The 15,449-nt window shown below is 57.7% G+C and carries 18 protein-coding genes; 11 read left to right on the forward strand and 7 right to left on the reverse strand.

Features of this window, described 5'->3' with window-relative positions:
* The first annotated feature begins 52 nt into the window (after window positions 1-52).
* The 6 genes from WG622_RS04365 to aat all read left to right on the forward strand — a co-directional run bounded on the left by WG622_RS04365 (window position 53) and on the right by aat (window position 4,838).
* On the forward strand, window positions 53-775 hold the full coding sequence (locus WG622_RS04365) for a CoA transferase subunit A (protein WP_339402455.1): 723 nt from the start codon (window positions 53-55) through the stop codon (window positions 773-775).
* Window positions 775-1,404, forward strand: a complete 630-nt coding sequence (locus WG622_RS04370; protein WP_339402456.1) for a CoA transferase subunit B — start codon at window positions 775-777, stop codon at window positions 1,402-1,404. Before WG622_RS04365 ends, WG622_RS04370 begins: the two co-directional genes overlap by 1 nt.
* A gap of 201 nt (window positions 1,405-1,605) precedes the next feature.
* The gene (locus WG622_RS04375; protein ID WP_339402694.1) at window positions 1,606-2,142 is read left to right on the forward strand and encodes a LuxR C-terminal-related transcriptional regulator; all 537 of its coding nucleotides are present in this window, start codon (window positions 1,606-1,608) and stop codon (window positions 2,140-2,142) included.
* A gap of 166 nt (window positions 2,143-2,308) precedes the next feature.
* Window positions 2,309-2,824 carry an acetyl-CoA carboxylase biotin carboxyl carrier protein gene (gene accB, locus WG622_RS04380; RefSeq protein ID WP_339402457.1) on the forward strand — a complete coding sequence of 172 codons (516 nt, stop codon included), beginning with the start codon at window positions 2,309-2,311 and terminating at the stop codon, window positions 2,822-2,824.
* A gap of 10 nt (window positions 2,825-2,834) precedes the next feature.
* The gene (accC, locus tag WG622_RS04385; RefSeq protein ID WP_339402458.1) at window positions 2,835-4,184 is read left to right on the forward strand and encodes an acetyl-CoA carboxylase biotin carboxylase subunit; all 1,350 of its coding nucleotides are present in this window, start codon (window positions 2,835-2,837) and stop codon (window positions 4,182-4,184) included.
* Between the two features lie 9 nt (window positions 4,185-4,193).
* Window positions 4,194-4,838: a leucyl/phenylalanyl-tRNA--protein transferase gene (gene aat, locus WG622_RS04390; RefSeq protein WP_339402459.1), complete on the forward strand. Its 645-nt coding sequence runs from the start codon at window positions 4,194-4,196 to the stop codon at window positions 4,836-4,838.
* On the opposite strand, the gene WG622_RS04395 is transcribed toward aat, so the two are convergent.
* The 3 genes from WG622_RS04395 to WG622_RS04405 are packed head-to-tail and all read right to left on the reverse strand — an operon-like array spanning window position 4,784 to window position 6,162.
* Window positions 4,784-5,320, reverse strand: a complete 537-nt coding sequence (locus tag WG622_RS04395; protein WP_339402460.1) for a DUF2155 domain-containing protein — start codon at window positions 5,318-5,320, stop codon at window positions 4,784-4,786. The genes aat and WG622_RS04395 overlap by 55 nt on opposite strands.
* Window positions 5,317-5,769: an outer membrane lipid asymmetry maintenance protein MlaD gene (gene mlaD / locus WG622_RS04400; protein ID WP_339402461.1), complete on the reverse strand. Its 453-nt coding sequence runs from the start codon at window positions 5,767-5,769 to the stop codon at window positions 5,317-5,319. Before mlaD ends, WG622_RS04395 begins: the two co-directional genes overlap by 4 nt.
* A 9-nt stretch (window positions 5,770-5,778) precedes the next feature.
* Window positions 5,779-6,162, reverse strand: a complete 384-nt coding sequence (locus tag WG622_RS04405) for an NADH:ubiquinone oxidoreductase subunit NDUFA12 (RefSeq protein WP_339402462.1) — start codon at window positions 6,160-6,162, stop codon at window positions 5,779-5,781.
* Window positions 6,163-6,378: 216 nt separating this feature from the next.
* On the opposite strand from WG622_RS04405, the gene nadA reads away from it, so the two are divergent.
* The 3 genes from nadA to nadC are packed head-to-tail and all read left to right on the forward strand — an operon-like array spanning window position 6,379 to window position 9,879.
* Entirely contained in the window at window positions 6,379-7,455 is a 1,077-nt protein-coding gene (nadA, locus tag WG622_RS04410) for a quinolinate synthase NadA (protein ID WP_339402463.1), read from the forward strand.
* Between the two features lie 7 nt (window positions 7,456-7,462).
* Entirely contained in the window at window positions 7,463-9,034 is a 1,572-nt protein-coding gene (locus WG622_RS04415; protein ID WP_339402464.1) for an L-aspartate oxidase, read from the forward strand.
* Window positions 9,031-9,879, forward strand: a complete 849-nt coding sequence (gene nadC / locus WG622_RS04420; protein WP_339402465.1) for a carboxylating nicotinate-nucleotide diphosphorylase — start codon at window positions 9,031-9,033, stop codon at window positions 9,877-9,879. The genes WG622_RS04415 and nadC overlap by 4 nt, the downstream gene beginning before the upstream one ends.
* 35 nt (window positions 9,880-9,914) lie before the next feature.
* On the opposite strand, the gene nusB is transcribed toward nadC, so the two are convergent.
* The 4 genes from nusB to WG622_RS04440 form a co-directional block, all read right to left on the reverse strand.
* Window positions 9,915-10,388, reverse strand: a complete 474-nt coding sequence (nusB, locus tag WG622_RS04425) for a transcription antitermination factor NusB (RefSeq protein WP_339402466.1) — start codon at window positions 10,386-10,388, stop codon at window positions 9,915-9,917.
* On the reverse strand, window positions 10,385-10,936 hold the full coding sequence (locus WG622_RS04430; protein ID WP_339402467.1) for a 6,7-dimethyl-8-ribityllumazine synthase: 552 nt from the start codon (window positions 10,934-10,936) through the stop codon (window positions 10,385-10,387). The genes nusB and WG622_RS04430 overlap by 4 nt, the downstream gene beginning before the upstream one ends.
* A gap of 3 nt (window positions 10,937-10,939) precedes the next feature.
* Window positions 10,940-12,058, reverse strand: coding sequence for a 3,4-dihydroxy-2-butanone-4-phosphate synthase (gene ribB / locus WG622_RS04435; RefSeq protein WP_339402468.1), 1,119 nt, complete (start codon window positions 12,056-12,058; stop codon window positions 10,940-10,942).
* A gap of 140 nt (window positions 12,059-12,198) precedes the next feature.
* On the reverse strand, window positions 12,199-12,786 hold the full coding sequence (locus tag WG622_RS04440) for a riboflavin synthase (RefSeq protein WP_209356675.1): 588 nt from the start codon (window positions 12,784-12,786) through the stop codon (window positions 12,199-12,201).
* Window positions 12,787-12,928: 142 nt separating this feature from the next.
* On the opposite strand from WG622_RS04440, the gene WG622_RS04445 reads away from it, so the two are divergent.
* Window positions 12,929-14,218 carry a capsule polysaccharide biogenesis protein gene (locus WG622_RS04445; RefSeq protein WP_339402469.1) on the forward strand — a complete coding sequence of 430 codons (1,290 nt, stop codon included), beginning with the start codon at window positions 12,929-12,931 and terminating at the stop codon, window positions 14,216-14,218.
* 95 nt (window positions 14,219-14,313) lie between these two features.
* Window positions 14,314-15,447, forward strand: coding sequence for a polysaccharide biosynthesis/export family protein (locus WG622_RS04450; RefSeq protein ID WP_209356677.1), 1,134 nt, complete (start codon window positions 14,314-14,316; stop codon window positions 15,445-15,447).
* The last annotated feature ends 2 nt before the right edge of the window (window positions 15,448-15,449 follow it).

Here is a 15,449-nt window from a genome sequence, read left to right on the forward strand (position 1 = left end):
CTTGAAGCAAGGCAAAATTCAAAAACACGCCAAATGGAATTGGGAGACATCCATGAAAAAAATCTATGCAAATGCAGCGGAGGCGTTGGATGGCCTCTTGCATGACGGCATGTTTATTGCCGCCGGAGGCTTTGGCCTCTGCGGTATTCCGGAACTGCTCTTGGACGCGATCAAAGACGCGGGCACCAAGGATCTGACATTTGCGTCCAACAACGCGGGCGTGGATGACTTTGGCATCGGCATTCTGTTGCAGACCAAGCAAGTTAAGAAGATGATCAGCTCTTACGTAGGTGAGAACGCGGAATTCATGCGCCAGTATCTGTCGGGTGAGCTGGAGCTGGAGTTTAACCCTCAGGGCACTCTGGCCGAGCGTATGCGCGCCGGCGGCGCAGGCATCCCGGGCTTTTTCACCCGCACTGGCGTGGGCACCGTGATCGCCGAAGGCAAGATGGAGAAGCAATTCCCAACTGGCCAAGACGGCGCCATGGAAGACTATATCATGGAAGAAGGCATCTTTGCGGATCTTTCGATCGTAAAGGCGTGGAAAGCAGATGAGACCGGGAACCTGATCTTCCGTAAGACCGCGCGCAACTTTAACGCGCCAGCGGCGACCTGTGGCAAGATCTGTATCGCCGAGGTCGAAGAGATCGTTCCAACCGGTTCGCTTGACCCGGATGCGATTCACCTGCCTGGCATCTACGTGCACCGCATCATTCAGGGCGACCACGAGAAGCGCATCGAACAACGCACCACACGCAAGCGGGAGGAAGCATAATGCCTTGGGATCGTAACCAAATGGCGGCCCGCGCCGCGCAAGAACTGCAAGACGGCTGGTATGTGAACCTGGGTATCGGTATCCCGACGCTCGTGTCCAACTACATTCCAGAAGGCGTTGAAGTGACGCTGCAGTCTGAAAACGGCATGCTGGGCATGGGCCCTTTCCCATACGAGGGAGAAGAGGATGCAGACCTGATCAACGCAGGTAAGCAGACCATCACCGAGCTGTCTCAGACCGCCTATTTTGACTCCGCGCAATCCTTTGCGATGATCCGCGGTGGCAAGATCGCCATGGCGATCCTGGGCGCGATGGAAGTGGCCGAGAACGGCGATCTGGCGAACTGGATGATCCCGGGCAAGCTGGTCAAAGGCATGGGCGGCGCGATGGATCTGGTCGCAGGCGTTGGTCGCGTTGTGGTCGTCATGGATCACGCCAACAAACACGGCCAGTCCAAAGTTCTGAAAGAATGCACCCTGCCGCTGACTGGTAAAGGCGTTGTTGACCGCATCATCACGAACCTCGGTGTTCTGGATGTTGTCGAAGGCGGTTTGAAGATTGTCGAGTGCGCCGACGGCGTCACCGAAGAAGAGCTGCGCGCGGCAACTGAGGCGACCCTGGTCGACTAAGTCATTTTGACATGAATTTGGAAAAACCCGGCCTTGCGCCGGGTTTTTTTGTTTTGTTAGCCTGAGAGCGAACAGACGATCAGAAATCTGCTTTGTGACGCTTGGTAGTGACGCGGCAATAAACAGGTGGCCTCTTCTTATCTATGCGCAAACTGTGTCCTTGGCTTGCGGGGCCAACCAGTGCATTCTGCCGCCATGAATATTTCAGAACTTGCCTACCAGCACGCCCCGATCGGGATGTGCATGCTGGACAAACGCCGCATCCATGCCGCCAACAAAGCCTTTGGTGAAATGTTTGGAATCTCGCCAGAAGACTGCTCTGGGAAATCCATCGCGGAATTTTATGCCAGCCAAGAAGACTTCGAAAGCTTTGGCGAAAAAGTACGCGCCGCCATGGAGGACACAGGGCGTTACAACGACGAACGCATCATGCGGCGCGCCGACGGGAGCCTGTTTTGGTGTCGCGTGCGAGGCAAGTCTCTGTCGCCGGACAACCCGTTTCAAAGCGGGGTTTGGACATTTGCAGACCTGTCGGACGAACGCCCCGTCGTCGAACTCACCCAACGCGAGCGTGAGGTGGCGATCCTGACCTGCCGGGGTCAGACCTCTAAGGAAATCGGGATAGAACTGAACCTAAGCTACCGCACTGTCGAAGAATACCGCGCACGGCTTTTGCGAAAATTCGGGGCCCGCAAATTGGCCGAATTGGTCGCGAAACTTTCTGGCATGCCACTGTGATTTTCCGCATGATCTTTAGGGGATGGATCGAAAATCGTTAACCTAGGGTAAGAAATGCGGTGTTTTCCCCGTTCCCCGAGCTTTTCCTTAGCTTTCTGATAGCCTATATACAGCCGTTAGGGAAAACCAAACAGACGCGCAGCTGTCGCGCATCAGAGGATATATTATGAGCAAGAAGACCCACGACGCGGACGTCTCCTTTATTCAGGCGCTGGCCGAATTGCTTGAGAAAAACGATCTGACCGAACTGGAAGTGATGCGCGAATACGGCGACAACGACAGCATGAATGTGCGTGTCAGCCGTCAAAAAGAAGTCGTCACCATGGCGGCCCCCGCCCCGGTGGCAACTGCGCCAGTGGCCGCGCCTGCGGCACCGGCGGCACCGGCGGCTCCTGCAACTGCGGCACCTGCTGCGCCTGCGGCGAGCAACGAGGATCCTGCAAGCCATCCGGGCGCTGTGACCTCTCCGATGGTGGGCACGTGTTATCTGCAGCCAGAACCCGGCGCGCCTGCGTTTATCACCGTGGGGGCTCAGGTGGCCGAAGGTCAGACCATCCTGATCATCGAAGCGATGAAAACCATGAACCAGATCCCTGCTCCAAAAGCAGGCACCATCAAGCGCATTCTTGTTGAGGACGGCGGCACGGTTGAGTTCGGCGCGCCTCTGGTCATCATCGAATAAGGTATTCGCGATGTTTGATAAAATCCTCATCGCCAACCGCGGAGAAATCGCACTTCGCGTGATCCGCGCGTGCCGCGAGATGGGCATCAAGTCGGTCGCGGTGCATTCCACCGCAGATGCGGACGCGATGCACGTGCGCATGGCAGACGAAGCGATCTGTGTCGGCCCAAATGCGGGTACTGACAGCTATCTGAACATGGCGTCCATCATCGCAGCCTGCGAAGTCACGGGCGCACAGGCGATCCACCCAGGTTACGGCTTTCTGTCTGAGAACGCACGTTTCGTGGAAATCGTCGAAGACCACGGTCTGACCTTCATCGGCCCAAGCGCCGCTGACATCAGCACCATGGGCGACAAGATCACCGCCAAAGACACCGCCAAGAAGCTGGGTATCCCAGTTGTGCCGGGCTCTGAAGGTGGAGTTCCAGATCTGGCCGCTGCCAAAAAGATCGGCGAAGACTTCGGCTATCCGGTCATTGTCAAAGCCACCGCCGGCGGCGGCGGGCGCGGCATGAAAGTCGCTCTGACCGCAGACGATATGGAAGAGGCCTTTGGCACCGCGCGTTCCGAGGCGAAAGCGGCCTTTGGCAACGACGAAGTCTATATCGAGAAATACCTCACCACCCCGCGTCACATCGAGATCCAGGTCTTTGGCGACGGTCAGGGCAATGGCGTCCATTTGGGCGAGCGCGATTGTTCTTTGCAGCGTCGCCACCAGAAGGTCTTCGAAGAAGCCCCCGGCCCCTGCATCACCCCAGAAGAACGCGCCTATATCGGCAAAGTCTGCGCCGATGCGGTTGCCGAAATGGGCTATCGCGGGGCTGGCACCGTCGAGTTCCTTTATGAGAACGGCGAGTTCTATTTCATCGAGATGAACACCCGCCTGCAGGTGGAACACCCTGTTACCGAAAGCATTTTCGGCGTCGACCTCGTGCGCGAACAGATCCGCGTGGCGGCCGGCATGCCTCTGTCCTTCACGCAGGATGACCTTGAGATCAACGGTCACTCGATTGAGGTACGGATCAACGCGGAAACCTTCCCCGGTTTCGCGCCACGTCCGGGCAAAATCAGCCATTACCACGCGCCAGGCGGCCTCGGCGTGCGCATGGACAGCGCGCTCTATGATGGCTACTCGATCCCGCCCTACTACGACAGCCTCATCGGTAAGTTGATCGTGCATGGTCGCGACCGTCCAGAGGCACTGGCGCGTCTGCACCGTGCCCTTGGCGAGTTGATCGTGGATGGGGTTGAGACCACCGTACCGCTGTTCCATGCTCTGTTGGAAGAAGCTGACATCCATTCCGGTGACTATAATATTCACTGGCTGGAGAAATGGCTGGACGCCAACTACGGCGCCTAACGCCGCGCCATGAGCCGCCAAGAGATCACCCCCGATCTATTGATGCAGGCCTATGCCATGGGTGTCTTTCCCATGTCCGAACATAAGGACGACCCAGAAATTTTCTGGGTCGATCCGAAACAAAGGGGGATCCTGCCACTTGATCGATTTCATATCTCGCGCAGCTTGTCCAAAGCGTTGCGGCGTGGGGATTATGAGGTGACGCTTAACCGCGACTTCGAAGGCGTTCTGGATGCTTGCGCGGACCGTTCCAACACTTGGATCAACGACAGGATTCGAAGCCTTTACATAGGCTTACACCAGAAGTCTCAAGCCCATTCTCTGGAAGTCTGGCGCGAGGGTAGCTTGATCGGGGGTGTCTATGGCGTCGCCCTAGGCGCTGCGTTTTTCGGCGAAAGCATGTTTTCGCGGGCTACGAATGGCTCCAAAATCGCGCTCGCCTATCTGACAACGCATCTTCGAAATTGCGGCTACACGCTCTTTGACACGCAGTTCATCACGGATCATTTGGCCAGCCTAGGGGCCGAAGAAATCCCCCGCGCCGACTATCAATTCCTGTTAAAAGACGCCATTCACCGGCGCGCAGACATCACAGGCGCTCAGTTGCCAGATGTCTCTTCTGTACTGGCGTCCGCGACAGCCGCATCGGCCTGACATCGCAGCACCCAGACGTCAAACCGCGCGTGATCCATCGCGTTCAACGCAGGAGACGACGCAATCATCCAGCCTTGAAACACAGGGGCTGCAGTGTTCGCCTCTTCGACAATGGTCAGATAGGCATAGGCTTCGCCCGTTGCATTGTCGTCAGGGTGGCGGCATTCCGTCAGACCAATCCGCAAATACCCAAAGACTTCGGATTGCCCATCAGCCAGCGTGATATCCCGCACTTCACCGGTGGTTTTGTCCAAAGCCCTCAGATCAACGCCCGAGCCTTTGACCGCGCGTACCTCTTCGGTGATTTCCTCAAACAAAGACGCGCCGCGCAGGAAGACATCACTGTCAGTTTCCGTGATGAACCCGGTTTCACCGTCCACCGGATCATCCAAGGATTCGACAATGATTTCCTGAGCTTGCGCCGAAGCCGCCGACAAAATTCCAGCCAAAATGGCCGCTTTTACAGAACGCAAAGCGCTCATTCCTCGCCACCGCTCACAAAGCGCATCAGCAAGGACACAAGGCTGACGGCACCCTGAGTATCGATGATCTCGGAGCCCGGTTCCAGGTTGAAGGGTGAGCCACCCGGCAGAACCTCGACGAAATTCCCGCCGAGCAAGCCTTCTGACGAAATCACAATCGCTGAGTCATCTGGCAGAAGGATGCCGTCTTGAACATTCACAGTCGTATTGGCCCGAAACGTCACCGGATCCAATTCGATCCCTGTCACCGTGCCAACCTTAACGCCCGCCAGCCGCACATCGCTGCCAACACTCACGCCTTCAATCGAGCGGAAGGACGCGCTGAGCTCATAGCCAGAGCCGCCCGAGCCAAAGGTCGCGACCTGCCCCATATAGGCAGCAAACCCGATCGCAGCGGCCAGAACCAGCCCGCCAACGGCAATCTCAGTACGTTGCGTAGAGGAGGACATGACCCGATCCTATTCCGGAGACCACGCGTCGTAGTCGCTGCGCTCTACCGGTGCTTTGGAGCGGATCGAGCCCGCCGGCGCATAGGCCATCATCGTGCCCGTCAGGTTTTCCTGATGCGGCTGCTCCCATGATTTTTTCGGCAGTGGCTTCTCGCTTGGCAACTCGTCAAAAGTGCGGTGCAACCAACCGTGCCAGTCAGGCCCAATACGGCTTGCCTCGGCCTCGCCGTTGTAGATCACCCAGCGTTTGCTGTCATTCTTGGTGCGGTAATAGACATTGCCCTGATCGTCTTCGCCAACTTTCTCGCCTTTGCGCCAGGTAAAGATCCGCGTGTTCAGCGTCTGGCCCTTCCACCAGGTCACAGCGCTAAGAAGCGTGTTCACAATGCCCATATGTGCCTCCTAAGTTCGTGATCTCTATGCCCCATTCCCCATCAAAGGTCCAGTCTTTGAACACGGGCGAGCGAAGCTATGCCGCACGGGTTTCATCTTGCCAAAAATACTCAAATCGGAACGCTTGTTTCGCAAAAGCGCGGCCTATCGGGAATAACCCCGCGTTTTCCCCGTAAAACCTTTATTTCACTGGCCTAAATTGTAACAGCACTGTAAATGCCACCCAAGCCACAGCCAACCGGAGCCAAGCCGTTGCTAGATATCACGACGAAACTGTCAGACCACTATGATCTTGCACCGAATCCAGACCTCGCCGCGTCGATGGCCGACATCTATGACCGGATGGATCGCGTCGTCAGCCCTGCCGACTGGGCGATCTATGCGCCCTACGTGAAGGCGATCAACGATCTGAAACGCGAGCGAAATGCGGTTGTTTTGGCCCACAACTACATGACGCCGGAAATCTTCCACGGCATTTCCGATGTCTCGGGCGACAGCCTGCAGTTGGCGATTGAGGCCACCAAAGTCGATGCCGATGTAATCGTCCAATGCGGCGTGCATTTCATGGCCGAGACCTCAAAAATCCTGAGCCCTGAAAAAACCGTCCTCATGCCGGACATGAGCGCAGGTTGCTCGCTCGCGGAATCCATCACCGCCGAAGGCGTCGAAGAAATGCGTGCCAAATATCCCGGCGCGCCTGTGGTCAGCTATGTAAACACGACCGCCGAGGTGAAAGCTGCCTCTGACATCTGCTGCACCAGCTCTAATGCGGTGCAGATCGTGGACGCGATGGAGAGCGACACCGTCATCATGACCCCAGACCAGTATCTGGCGCTGAATGTGGCGAACCATTCCAAGAAGAAAGTCGTCTTCTGGGAAGGCTCCTGCATCGTCCACGAGCTTTATACAGCGGACGACCTGAAGGCCTACCGGGAGTATGATCCTGAGGTGAAAATCATCGCCCACCCGGAATGTACCCCTGCCGTTGTGGCTGAGTCCGACTTTACTGGTTCGACCTCGGGCATCATCAAATGGGTGCATGACAACAAACCCAAGAAGGCGATGTTGATCACTGAATGTTCGATGGCCTCCAACATCGCCGACGAACTGCCAGAAGTGGATTTCGCCAAACCCTGCAACATGTGCCCATACATGAAGAAAATCTCTTTAGAGAAGGTTCTTTACGTCTTGCACACAATGGAAAATCAGGTCGAAGTCGACGCAGACGTCGCTGAAAAGGCGCGACTTTCCGTGCAACGCATGATCGACCTGTCTCAGAAACTGGGCCTCTAAGCACCTCATGCAAGAGATCAAAACAGATCGGGTCGTGATCGTCGGCGCAGGCCTCGGCGCGCTTTATGCGGCGCTGAAACTGGCCCCGACACCGGTTGTGATGATCTCTCCAGAGCCTTTGGGCGAAGGCGCAAGCTCTGCCTGGGCGCAGGGCGGCGTAGCGGCGGCGATGGCGGATCAGGACAGTCCCGAGTCCCACGCCGAAGACACGCTGAGTGCTGGCGCAGGCACGGTCGACGCCGACGTCGCGCGCATGGTCACCCGCGAGGCGCGCGATCATATTCTGGATCTGACGACGCTCGGCACGCCTTTTGATCGCACAGAAGATGGCGGCTATGTGCTGTCTCGCGAGGCCGCCCATTCCTATGCCCGTGTCGTGCGCGTGAAAGGCGACCAGGCGGGGGCCGAGATCATGGCCGCCCTGATCGAAGAAGTCCGCGAAACGCCATCAATTCAAGTGCTTGAGGGCACGATGGCTGTGTCACTCGACACCGAGGGCGGCGCGGTCACAGGCGTTGCGATCACGCAGAGTGACGCGGATTGCTCGGTTTCGATCATGCTGCGCGGATCGGCTTACCTATTGGCGGGCGGCGGCTCTGGCGGGCTTTACGCGCTGACCACCAATCCGCATCGCATTCGCGGTCAGGTGATCGGCATGGCGGCGCGCGCGGGCGCTGTGATCGCAGACGCCGAATTCGTCCAATTCCACCCGACGGCCATGGATGTCGGCGAAGACCCTGCCCCCTTGGCCACCGAAGCCCTACGCGGCGAAGGCGCGACGCTGATCAACGAGGACGGTGAGCGGTTCATGCTTTCGGTCCACCCCGATGCGGAACTCGCGCCGCGCGATATCGTCGCCCGTGCCGTCTTTGCGCAGCATCAGGCAGGCAACCGGCCGATGCTTGATACGCGCGAGGCGATTGGGGCCGAGATCATCGACCTGTTCCCCTCAGTTGCGGAGTATTGCGCGCGCAATGGCATTGATCCGGTCAGGCAGCCGATCCCCGTAGCCCCTGCTGCGCATTATCACATGGGCGGGATTGCGACTGACGCCGAGGGCCGCGCGAGCCTTGGAAACCTTTGGGTTTGCGGTGAAGCGAGCTCGACAGGCCTGCATGGCTCTAACCGTTTGGCCTCTAACGGATTGCTTGAAGCCTTGGTCTATGCGCGCATCTGCGCTGAGGGCATCAAGGTGCAGAGGGTTGAGACGCAAGCCGCTGAAATTAATATGGATTTCAAAGGCACAGCAAAAGCGCCGGAAGCCGACGACGTGACACGACTTCGGTCCACGATGTCCAACAATGTCGGCGTGATCCGCGACGCAAAAGGCCTCGCCGAGGCGTTGAACACCCTGCAAGAGATCGAGGCAAACGCCCAAAGCGAAAGCCTTTTGAACATGTGCGCAACAGCCACGCTGGTCGCGGCCTGCGCCTTTGTGCGCGAAGAATCCCGCGGGGCGCATGCACGCTCTGATTTCCCCGACCCTATGCCAGGACCCGGGAAACGTTCTAAAATGACCCTATCTGAGGCGCGCGCCATCCGCGCCCGCGTCACCGCCAAAACCGAGGACCCCCTATGAGTTTCGCCACCGTCCCCGATCTGATCCTGGAACCGATGGTCAAAGCGGCCCTCATGGAAGACCTCGGAAGCTATGGCGACGTCACCACGCGCGCGGTGATCGCTGCGGACACGACCTATGCGGCGCGGTTGAACGCCCGCGAGGACTGTGTGGTCTCGGGGATGCAAATCGCAGCATTGGCGTTTCGCATGGTCGATCCTTCGCTTGAGGTCACAACACGCGTTGGGGATGGGGAAAGTGCCGAAAAAGACACGACGCTGATGGAAATCAAAGGCTCTGCGGCCTCCATCCTATCAGCCGAACGCGTGGCTTTGAATTACGCGGGCCGCTTGACAGGCATCGCGACCAAAACCGCGAGCTTTGTTGCCGAGGCCGAGGGCACCACCGCCCGCGTCACCTGCACGCGCAAGACCACGCCGAATATGCGCTTGGCGGAAAAGCTGGCTGTGCTGCACGGCGGAGGCTACAATCACCGCTATTCCCTGTCCGATGCGATCCTGATCAAAGACAACCACATCGCCGCTGCCGGTGGGGTGAAACAAGTTCTGGAAGCCACCAAACGCCACGCCAGCCACATGATGGCCGTTGAGATCGAAGTCGACCGTCTGGATCAGTTGGAAGAGGTTCTGGCAACCGGTGGTGCGTCAGTCGTGCTCTTGGACAATATGGACAATGACCAGCTGCGCGAGGCAGTTGCGATGGTCAATGGCGCGATGAAAACCGAAGCGTCGGGCAATGTGAAACTTGACCGGATCAAGTCGATTGCAGCGACAGGTGTGGACTACATCAGCTCAGGCGCGCTGACCCATTCGGCGCGCACGATTGATCTGGGATTGGATTTCTAGAGGCCCCTCATCGGTCGAGGCCTCGCCCTCTTCGCCTAAAACGCTTCAGGTTTGGCTTCGCGTGCCATGTGATCGAGCACGGCATTCACGAAGTTGCCTTCCTTGCCTTCCGGAAAGAAGGCCTGAGCCACCTGCACGAATTCCACGATAACCACTTTGGGCGGCGTCTCGGTTTGGGTCAGCTCTGCCCCCGCCGCGCGAAACAAAGCCCGCAAAGTGCTGTCGATTCGCCCCAAAGGCCATTTCGCCACCAGCGCACGATCCGTCATCTGATCCACCAGCGCCTGATGGTTCACCGCCTGCTCCAGCAGCTCGGAAAACAGCGTAACGTCGCCCTCAAGCATCTCATAGTCTTCGAAGACTTCACCAAAACGGTGGTCCAGAAATTCCACGCGCACCTGATCAAAGGTCTGACCAGATTGCTCCATCTGATAGAGCGCCTGCACCGCGAACAGACGGGCGGCGGACTTCATCTTGCGTTTTTGGTTACCTGAGAGCTCAGAGGTCATGCGGTCGGGGTATCCTTTGTCGCGCCCGCGATTTTAAATTCGTCAGTGGCCGGAATAAAACCGACTCCCTTACGCGGGCCGCCCCATTTGCGCGAAAGCGCGATGAGATGCAAGGCCGCAGCGGCCGCTCCGCCGCCTTTATTTTGATCTTTGGGATCGGCACGGACTTCGGCCTGGGGCCGGTTTTCCACGGTCAGGATGCCGTTACCGATGGAAAGCCCTTGCAAACCAAGCAGTTGGATCGCGCGCGAGCTATCGTTGCAGACCGTATCATAATGAGTGGTTTCACCACGGATCACGCAGCCCAAGGCCACAAACCCATCGAAATTCGCCATGCGACCGGCCATGCCAATGGCGGTTGGGATTTCCAAAGCGCCGGGGACTTCGACGATCTCATATGTGCCGCCACAGGCCTCGATTTCGGCCACAGCGCCCGCGACCATATTGTCGGCGATGTCTTTGTAGTAAGGCGACACGACGATCAGGATCTTCACCGGACGGTCAAATTCCGCGCGCGGCATGATGTAATGTTGTTCGGATCCGGCCATGATTTACTCCACTTCGATCGGGCGAGTGTCGGTGATTTCCAACCCATAGGCCTCTAGGCCCAGATAGACGGCCTGCGGGGAATTTGTCAGCAAGACCAGCTTGTTAAGGCCGAGCTTTGACAGGATCTGCGCGCCGATCCCGATTTGTTTGACGGTGCGGGGGCCCTCGTCCTCTTCGACAAACAGACGGTTCTTGGGAGACCGGAAAAGGCAGACAACCCCCCGCCCCTCGCGATCCACCGCTTCCATGGCCGAGCGCATCTCATCGGCACGTTTTGCGCCAAGGCCGAGCATGTCTTTTTCGACTTTCAGCGCGTGGGTGCGCACGAGCACAGGTTCATCCGTTGTGATATCGCCTTTCACCAAGGCCACATGTTCCACGCCATGGGTTTGGTCGGTGAAAATATGCATGTCCCATTCGCCGCCGAATTCGGAATCTACGGTGCGGCGGTCAGTTAATTCGACAAGATTGTCATTGCGGGAGCGATAGGAGATCAGGTCAGAAATCGTGCCGATCTTGAGCCCATGTTTGCTTGAGAATTCAACAAGATCCGGCAGACGCGCCATCGTGCCGTCTTCGCGCATGATCTCGCAAATGACTGACGCCGGATAGTGGCCGGCAAGACGGCTGATGTCACAGCCTGCTTCGGTATGCCCTGCCCGCACCAGAACGCCGCCTTTGCGCGCGCGCAGAGGGAAAACGTGACCGGGAGTCGCAATATCAGCGGGCCCGCATTGTTCGTTGATCGCGGTTGCGACGGTCAAAGCGCGATCGGCCGCGGAGATGCCCGTGGACACACCCTCACGCGCCTCAATAGACACCGTAAAGGCCGTTTCATGACGAGAGGAGTTGTGCATCGCCATCATTGGCAGACCCAACTGGTCAATGCGCTCGCTGGGCAGTGTCAGACAGATCAACCCGCGCCCATGGGTGGCCATGAAATTCACCGCGGCGGCGTCTGCAAACCCCGCTGGGATCACCAGATCGCCTTCGTTCTCGCGGTCTTCATGATCGACAAGCACGAACATACGCCCCTGACGGGCCTCTTCGATGATCTCTTCGATGGGGCTGATTGCATCGCGCAGAGACTGTTCGATGGGTCCGGGGCTTTCAAACGCCATGGGCTTGCCTTTCCAAAAATCCTGCCTCGGAGATAGCCTGATTAACGCGAAAATACCAGTGTAACAATTTCACCCCGCCCCAAAACGCAAAAGGGTCGCCCCTTGGCGACCCCTCAAATTCCATCAGCAAAGACAGATATTTACGACATATCCTGCAGCCGCGCCACGTAACGCGCGAGCGTATCAATTTCCAAATTGATTCTGTCGCCAACCGCGACATCGCCCCAGGTCGTCACCTCTTTGGTGTGGGGGATAAAGTTGATTCCAAAGTCGCAGCCCTCGACTTCGTTGACCGTCAAGGACGTGCCGTTCAAAGCAACAGAGCCCTTGGGCGCGATGTATTTCGCCAAAGCCTCAGGCGCGCGCAAAGTCACGCGCGTGCTGTCGCCTTCGTCCTGCATTGCAATCACCTCGGCGACGCCATCCACGTGGCCTGAAACGATGTGGCCGCCCAGTTCGTCTCCGACCTTGAGGGCGCGTTCTAGGTTCACGCGTTTGCCAACAGTCCAGGCATCCAGATTGGTTTTGGATACGGTTTCCGCCGAGATCTCGACGTCATACCAGTCATCGCCCATCGCGATCACCGTCAAACAGCAGCCATCGCTCGCAATCGAGGCGCCCATATCGATGGTCGAAATGTCATAAGACGTGCCAATCCGCGCTCGCAGATCGCCGCGCTTCTCAAGCTCTCGAATTTCGCCGATATCAGTGATGATGCCTGTGAACATGGTGTCTCTCGTGTTGCATTCCGGACTCAGACCTAAACAAGAGCGCGGCTCGGCACAAGATGCCATAGTTTGGCCACGAAAAACCGTTAACCTCTCTGAAGAACAAGTGCTATAGACTTAGGTAACCAACACGAGCGCAGATATGCAGCCGAGCAGCGAAAACCGCAGTTTTCTTTTCTTACAGGGGCCTCATGGGCCTTTTTTCCGGTTGCTGGCCGATATGGTCGCGAAATCTGGCGCGGACATCTGGCGGGTTGGGTTCAATGCGGGCGATCAGGCGTTTTGGTCTGATATGTCGCGCTATATCCCCTATCGTGGCGATCTACTCGATTGGCCTACGGAATTCACCCGGATTGTTGACGAGAAAAACGTCACGGATGTCGTGCTTTATGGCGACACACGCGGCGTGCACGCCGAGGCAGTTCGGCTCGCGAAAGCACGCGGCCTGACCGTCCACATTTTCGAAGAGGGCTATTTGCGCCCCTTCTGGGTCACTTATGAGCGCGATGGCTCAAACGGACATTCCCGACTGATGGACATCACCATTCCTCAAATGCAAGAGGCCTTGGCCGGTGCGGATATGGAATCCCCTATGCCTCCGGCGCATTGGGGCGACATGCGTGAGCATATCTTTTACGGCGCGCTTTATCATTGGTTCGTGATGTTCGCGAATGGCAAATACCCTGCGTTTCAACCACATCGCGCATTGAATGTGCGGCAGGAATTTGCGCTGCATTGCCTGCGGCTTTTGAAAATGCCCCGCCACGCGATCCAACGCCGGATAGCCACCTGGCGGATCCGCCATGGTGGCTTCCCCTATCACCTGTGCCTTTTGCAGCTGGAACATGACACCAGCTTTCAGGAACATTCACCGTTTTCCACCATGAGTGAATTTATCGAACTGGTGGTTGAAAACTTTGCGCTTGGCGCACCCAAGCATCACCATCTGGTGTTCAAAGCCCACCCGCTTGAGGACGGCCGTGTGAAAGTGCGCAGTCTTGCGATGGAATTTGCCCGCAAATACGGCGTCGCAGATCGTGTGCATTTCGTACGCGGCGGCAAACTCGCGCAGTTGCTCAATGAAACCCGCAGCGTGGTCACCGTGAACTCCACCGCCGGGCAACAGGCGCTTTGGCGCGGCATTCCGGTCAAGATCTTTGGCAAGGCGGTCTATGACCAGCCCGAATTCATCAGCGATCTGAGCCTGCGGAACTTCTTTGCAGAGGCCACACGCCCGGACATGGCCGCCTATCGCGACTATCGCCGTTTTTTGCTGGAAACCAGCCAGATCGCTGGCGGATTCTACGCACATCGCGGCCGCCAACAACTCTTGCGGCAGGTGGTGGATATGATGCTCGCAAAGGAAGATCCCTACGCCGCGCTCCAATCCGGACGCGCCGCGCCGAGGCAACAGTTGCGTGCGATCAGCTAAAAGACACAAGGTCTAGCGCTGGATTTTATCCCAGTAATCTGGTAATTTAGCGTTAATAATTGAGGCAGAAAAACATAGGTCGAGGAGACCGAGCAGTGAAAACCCATTCCTCCCGTTGGGCGAAGTCTATCGCCGTGGTGGCGGCTTTGGCCGTTGTAACGTCATGCGGCTTGCCCCGCTCTGGCCCGAACAAGCGCGAGATTTATTCAGGGTCCGTTCAACAACAGGGCGACGCTTTTGTGGTGTCCGTCAATGACCGCGTGACCCGAGCCACCGCTGTGGATATGGCGCTGGGGTTCTCGAATAAATTCAAAAACGCGGGCATCCTGGGATCTGACATTATTAGCCCCGGCGACACTCTGTCGCTGACCATTTGGGAAAACGTCGACAAGCCTTTGCTTGGCCCGGAAGGTCAGGTTGCGGCCGTTCTAGAACAGGTTCAGGTCGATGGCTCTGGCCATATCTTTGTGCCCTATGCAGGCCGCATCCGCGCGGCAGGCAACACACCAGAGGCCGTGCGCCGCATCATCCGCGGCAAGCTCGAAGACCAAACCCCCGATCCACAGGTCGAAGTGCGCCGCGTGGCGGGCGATGGCTCTACCGTGTCGATTGTGGGCGCGATTGCAGGCCAAGGCGTCTATCCAATCCAACGCCCCACCCGCACCCTGTCTGCGATGCTTGCGCAGGCTGGCGGTGTCACCGTACGCCCCGAAGTGGCGCAGGTCACAGTCACCCGCGGCAAGGAAACCGGCAAAATCTGGTTCCAGGATCTTTACGACAATCCGCATCTGGACATCGCGCTGCGCGGCGGCGACCGCATTCTGGTCGAGGCCGACACCCGCGCCTTTACAGCCCTTGGCGCAACTGGCACCCAGACGCGTATGACTTTTGACAACCAAGCCATTTCGGCGATTGAGGCAATTGCCCAAGTCGGAGGCCTGAACACCCGCGCAGCTGACCCGACCGGCGTTTTTGTCTTCCGCAACGAACCTGCAGAGATCGCGAATGTCGTGATGGGCCGCGACGATCTGATCGGCGCACAGCGTCTGGTCTATGTGCTTGATCTGACGCAGCCCAATGGCATGTTCCACGCGCGTGACTTTGTCATTCGCGACGACGACACGCTTTACGTAACCGAAGCGCCGTTCACCCAGTGGGATAAGACGATCTCGGCGCTCACCGGATCTGCAGGCCAAATCAGCGGTCTGACGTCTTTGACAGGCGGCTAAGG

Source organism: Cognatishimia coralii (genome assembly GCF_037478305.1).
Taxonomy (GTDB): domain Bacteria; phylum Pseudomonadota; class Alphaproteobacteria; order Rhodobacterales; family Rhodobacteraceae; genus Cognatishimia; species Cognatishimia coralii.

What these genes read in the sequence shown, in the direction of transcription:
- WG622_RS04365 (WP_339402455.1), top strand. Translation starts at nt 53, where the DNA reads ATGAAAAAAATCTATGCAAATGCAGCGGAGGCGTTGGATGGCCTCTTG.
- WG622_RS04370 (WP_339402456.1), top strand. Translation starts at nt 775, where the DNA reads ATGCCTTGGGATCGTAACCAAATGGCGGCCCGCGCCGCGCAAGAACTG.
- accB (WP_339402457.1), top strand. Translation starts at nt 2,309, where the DNA reads ATGAGCAAGAAGACCCACGACGCGGACGTCTCCTTTATTCAGGCGCTG.
- accC (WP_339402458.1), top strand. Translation starts at nt 2,835, where the DNA reads ATGTTTGATAAAATCCTCATCGCCAACCGCGGAGAAATCGCACTTCGC.
- aat (WP_339402459.1), top strand. Translation starts at nt 4,194, where the DNA reads ATGAGCCGCCAAGAGATCACCCCCGATCTATTGATGCAGGCCTATGCC.
- WG622_RS04395 (WP_339402460.1), bottom strand. Translation starts at nt 5,320, where the DNA reads ATGAGCGCTTTGCGTTCTGTAAAAGCGGCCATTTTGGCTGGAATTTTG.
- mlaD (WP_339402461.1), bottom strand. Translation starts at nt 5,769, where the DNA reads ATGTCCTCCTCTACGCAACGTACTGAGATTGCCGTTGGCGGGCTGGTT.
- WG622_RS04405 (WP_339402462.1), bottom strand. Translation starts at nt 6,162, where the DNA reads ATGGGCATTGTGAACACGCTTCTTAGCGCTGTGACCTGGTGGAAGGGC.
- nadA (WP_339402463.1), top strand. Translation starts at nt 6,379, where the DNA reads ATGCCACCCAAGCCACAGCCAACCGGAGCCAAGCCGTTGCTAGATATC.
- WG622_RS04415 (WP_339402464.1), top strand. Translation starts at nt 7,463, where the DNA reads ATGCAAGAGATCAAAACAGATCGGGTCGTGATCGTCGGCGCAGGCCTC.
- nadC (WP_339402465.1), top strand. Translation starts at nt 9,031, where the DNA reads ATGAGTTTCGCCACCGTCCCCGATCTGATCCTGGAACCGATGGTCAAA.
- nusB (WP_339402466.1), bottom strand. Translation starts at nt 10,388, where the DNA reads ATGACCTCTGAGCTCTCAGGTAACCAAAAACGCAAGATGAAGTCCGCC.
- WG622_RS04430 (WP_339402467.1), bottom strand. Translation starts at nt 10,936, where the DNA reads ATGGCCGGATCCGAACAACATTACATCATGCCGCGCGCGGAATTTGAC.
- ribB (WP_339402468.1), bottom strand. Translation starts at nt 12,058, where the DNA reads ATGGCGTTTGAAAGCCCCGGACCCATCGAACAGTCTCTGCGCGATGCA.
- WG622_RS04440 (WP_209356675.1), bottom strand. Translation starts at nt 12,786, where the DNA reads ATGTTCACAGGCATCATCACTGATATCGGCGAAATTCGAGAGCTTGAG.
- WG622_RS04445 (WP_339402469.1), top strand. Translation starts at nt 12,929, where the DNA reads ATGCAGCCGAGCAGCGAAAACCGCAGTTTTCTTTTCTTACAGGGGCCT.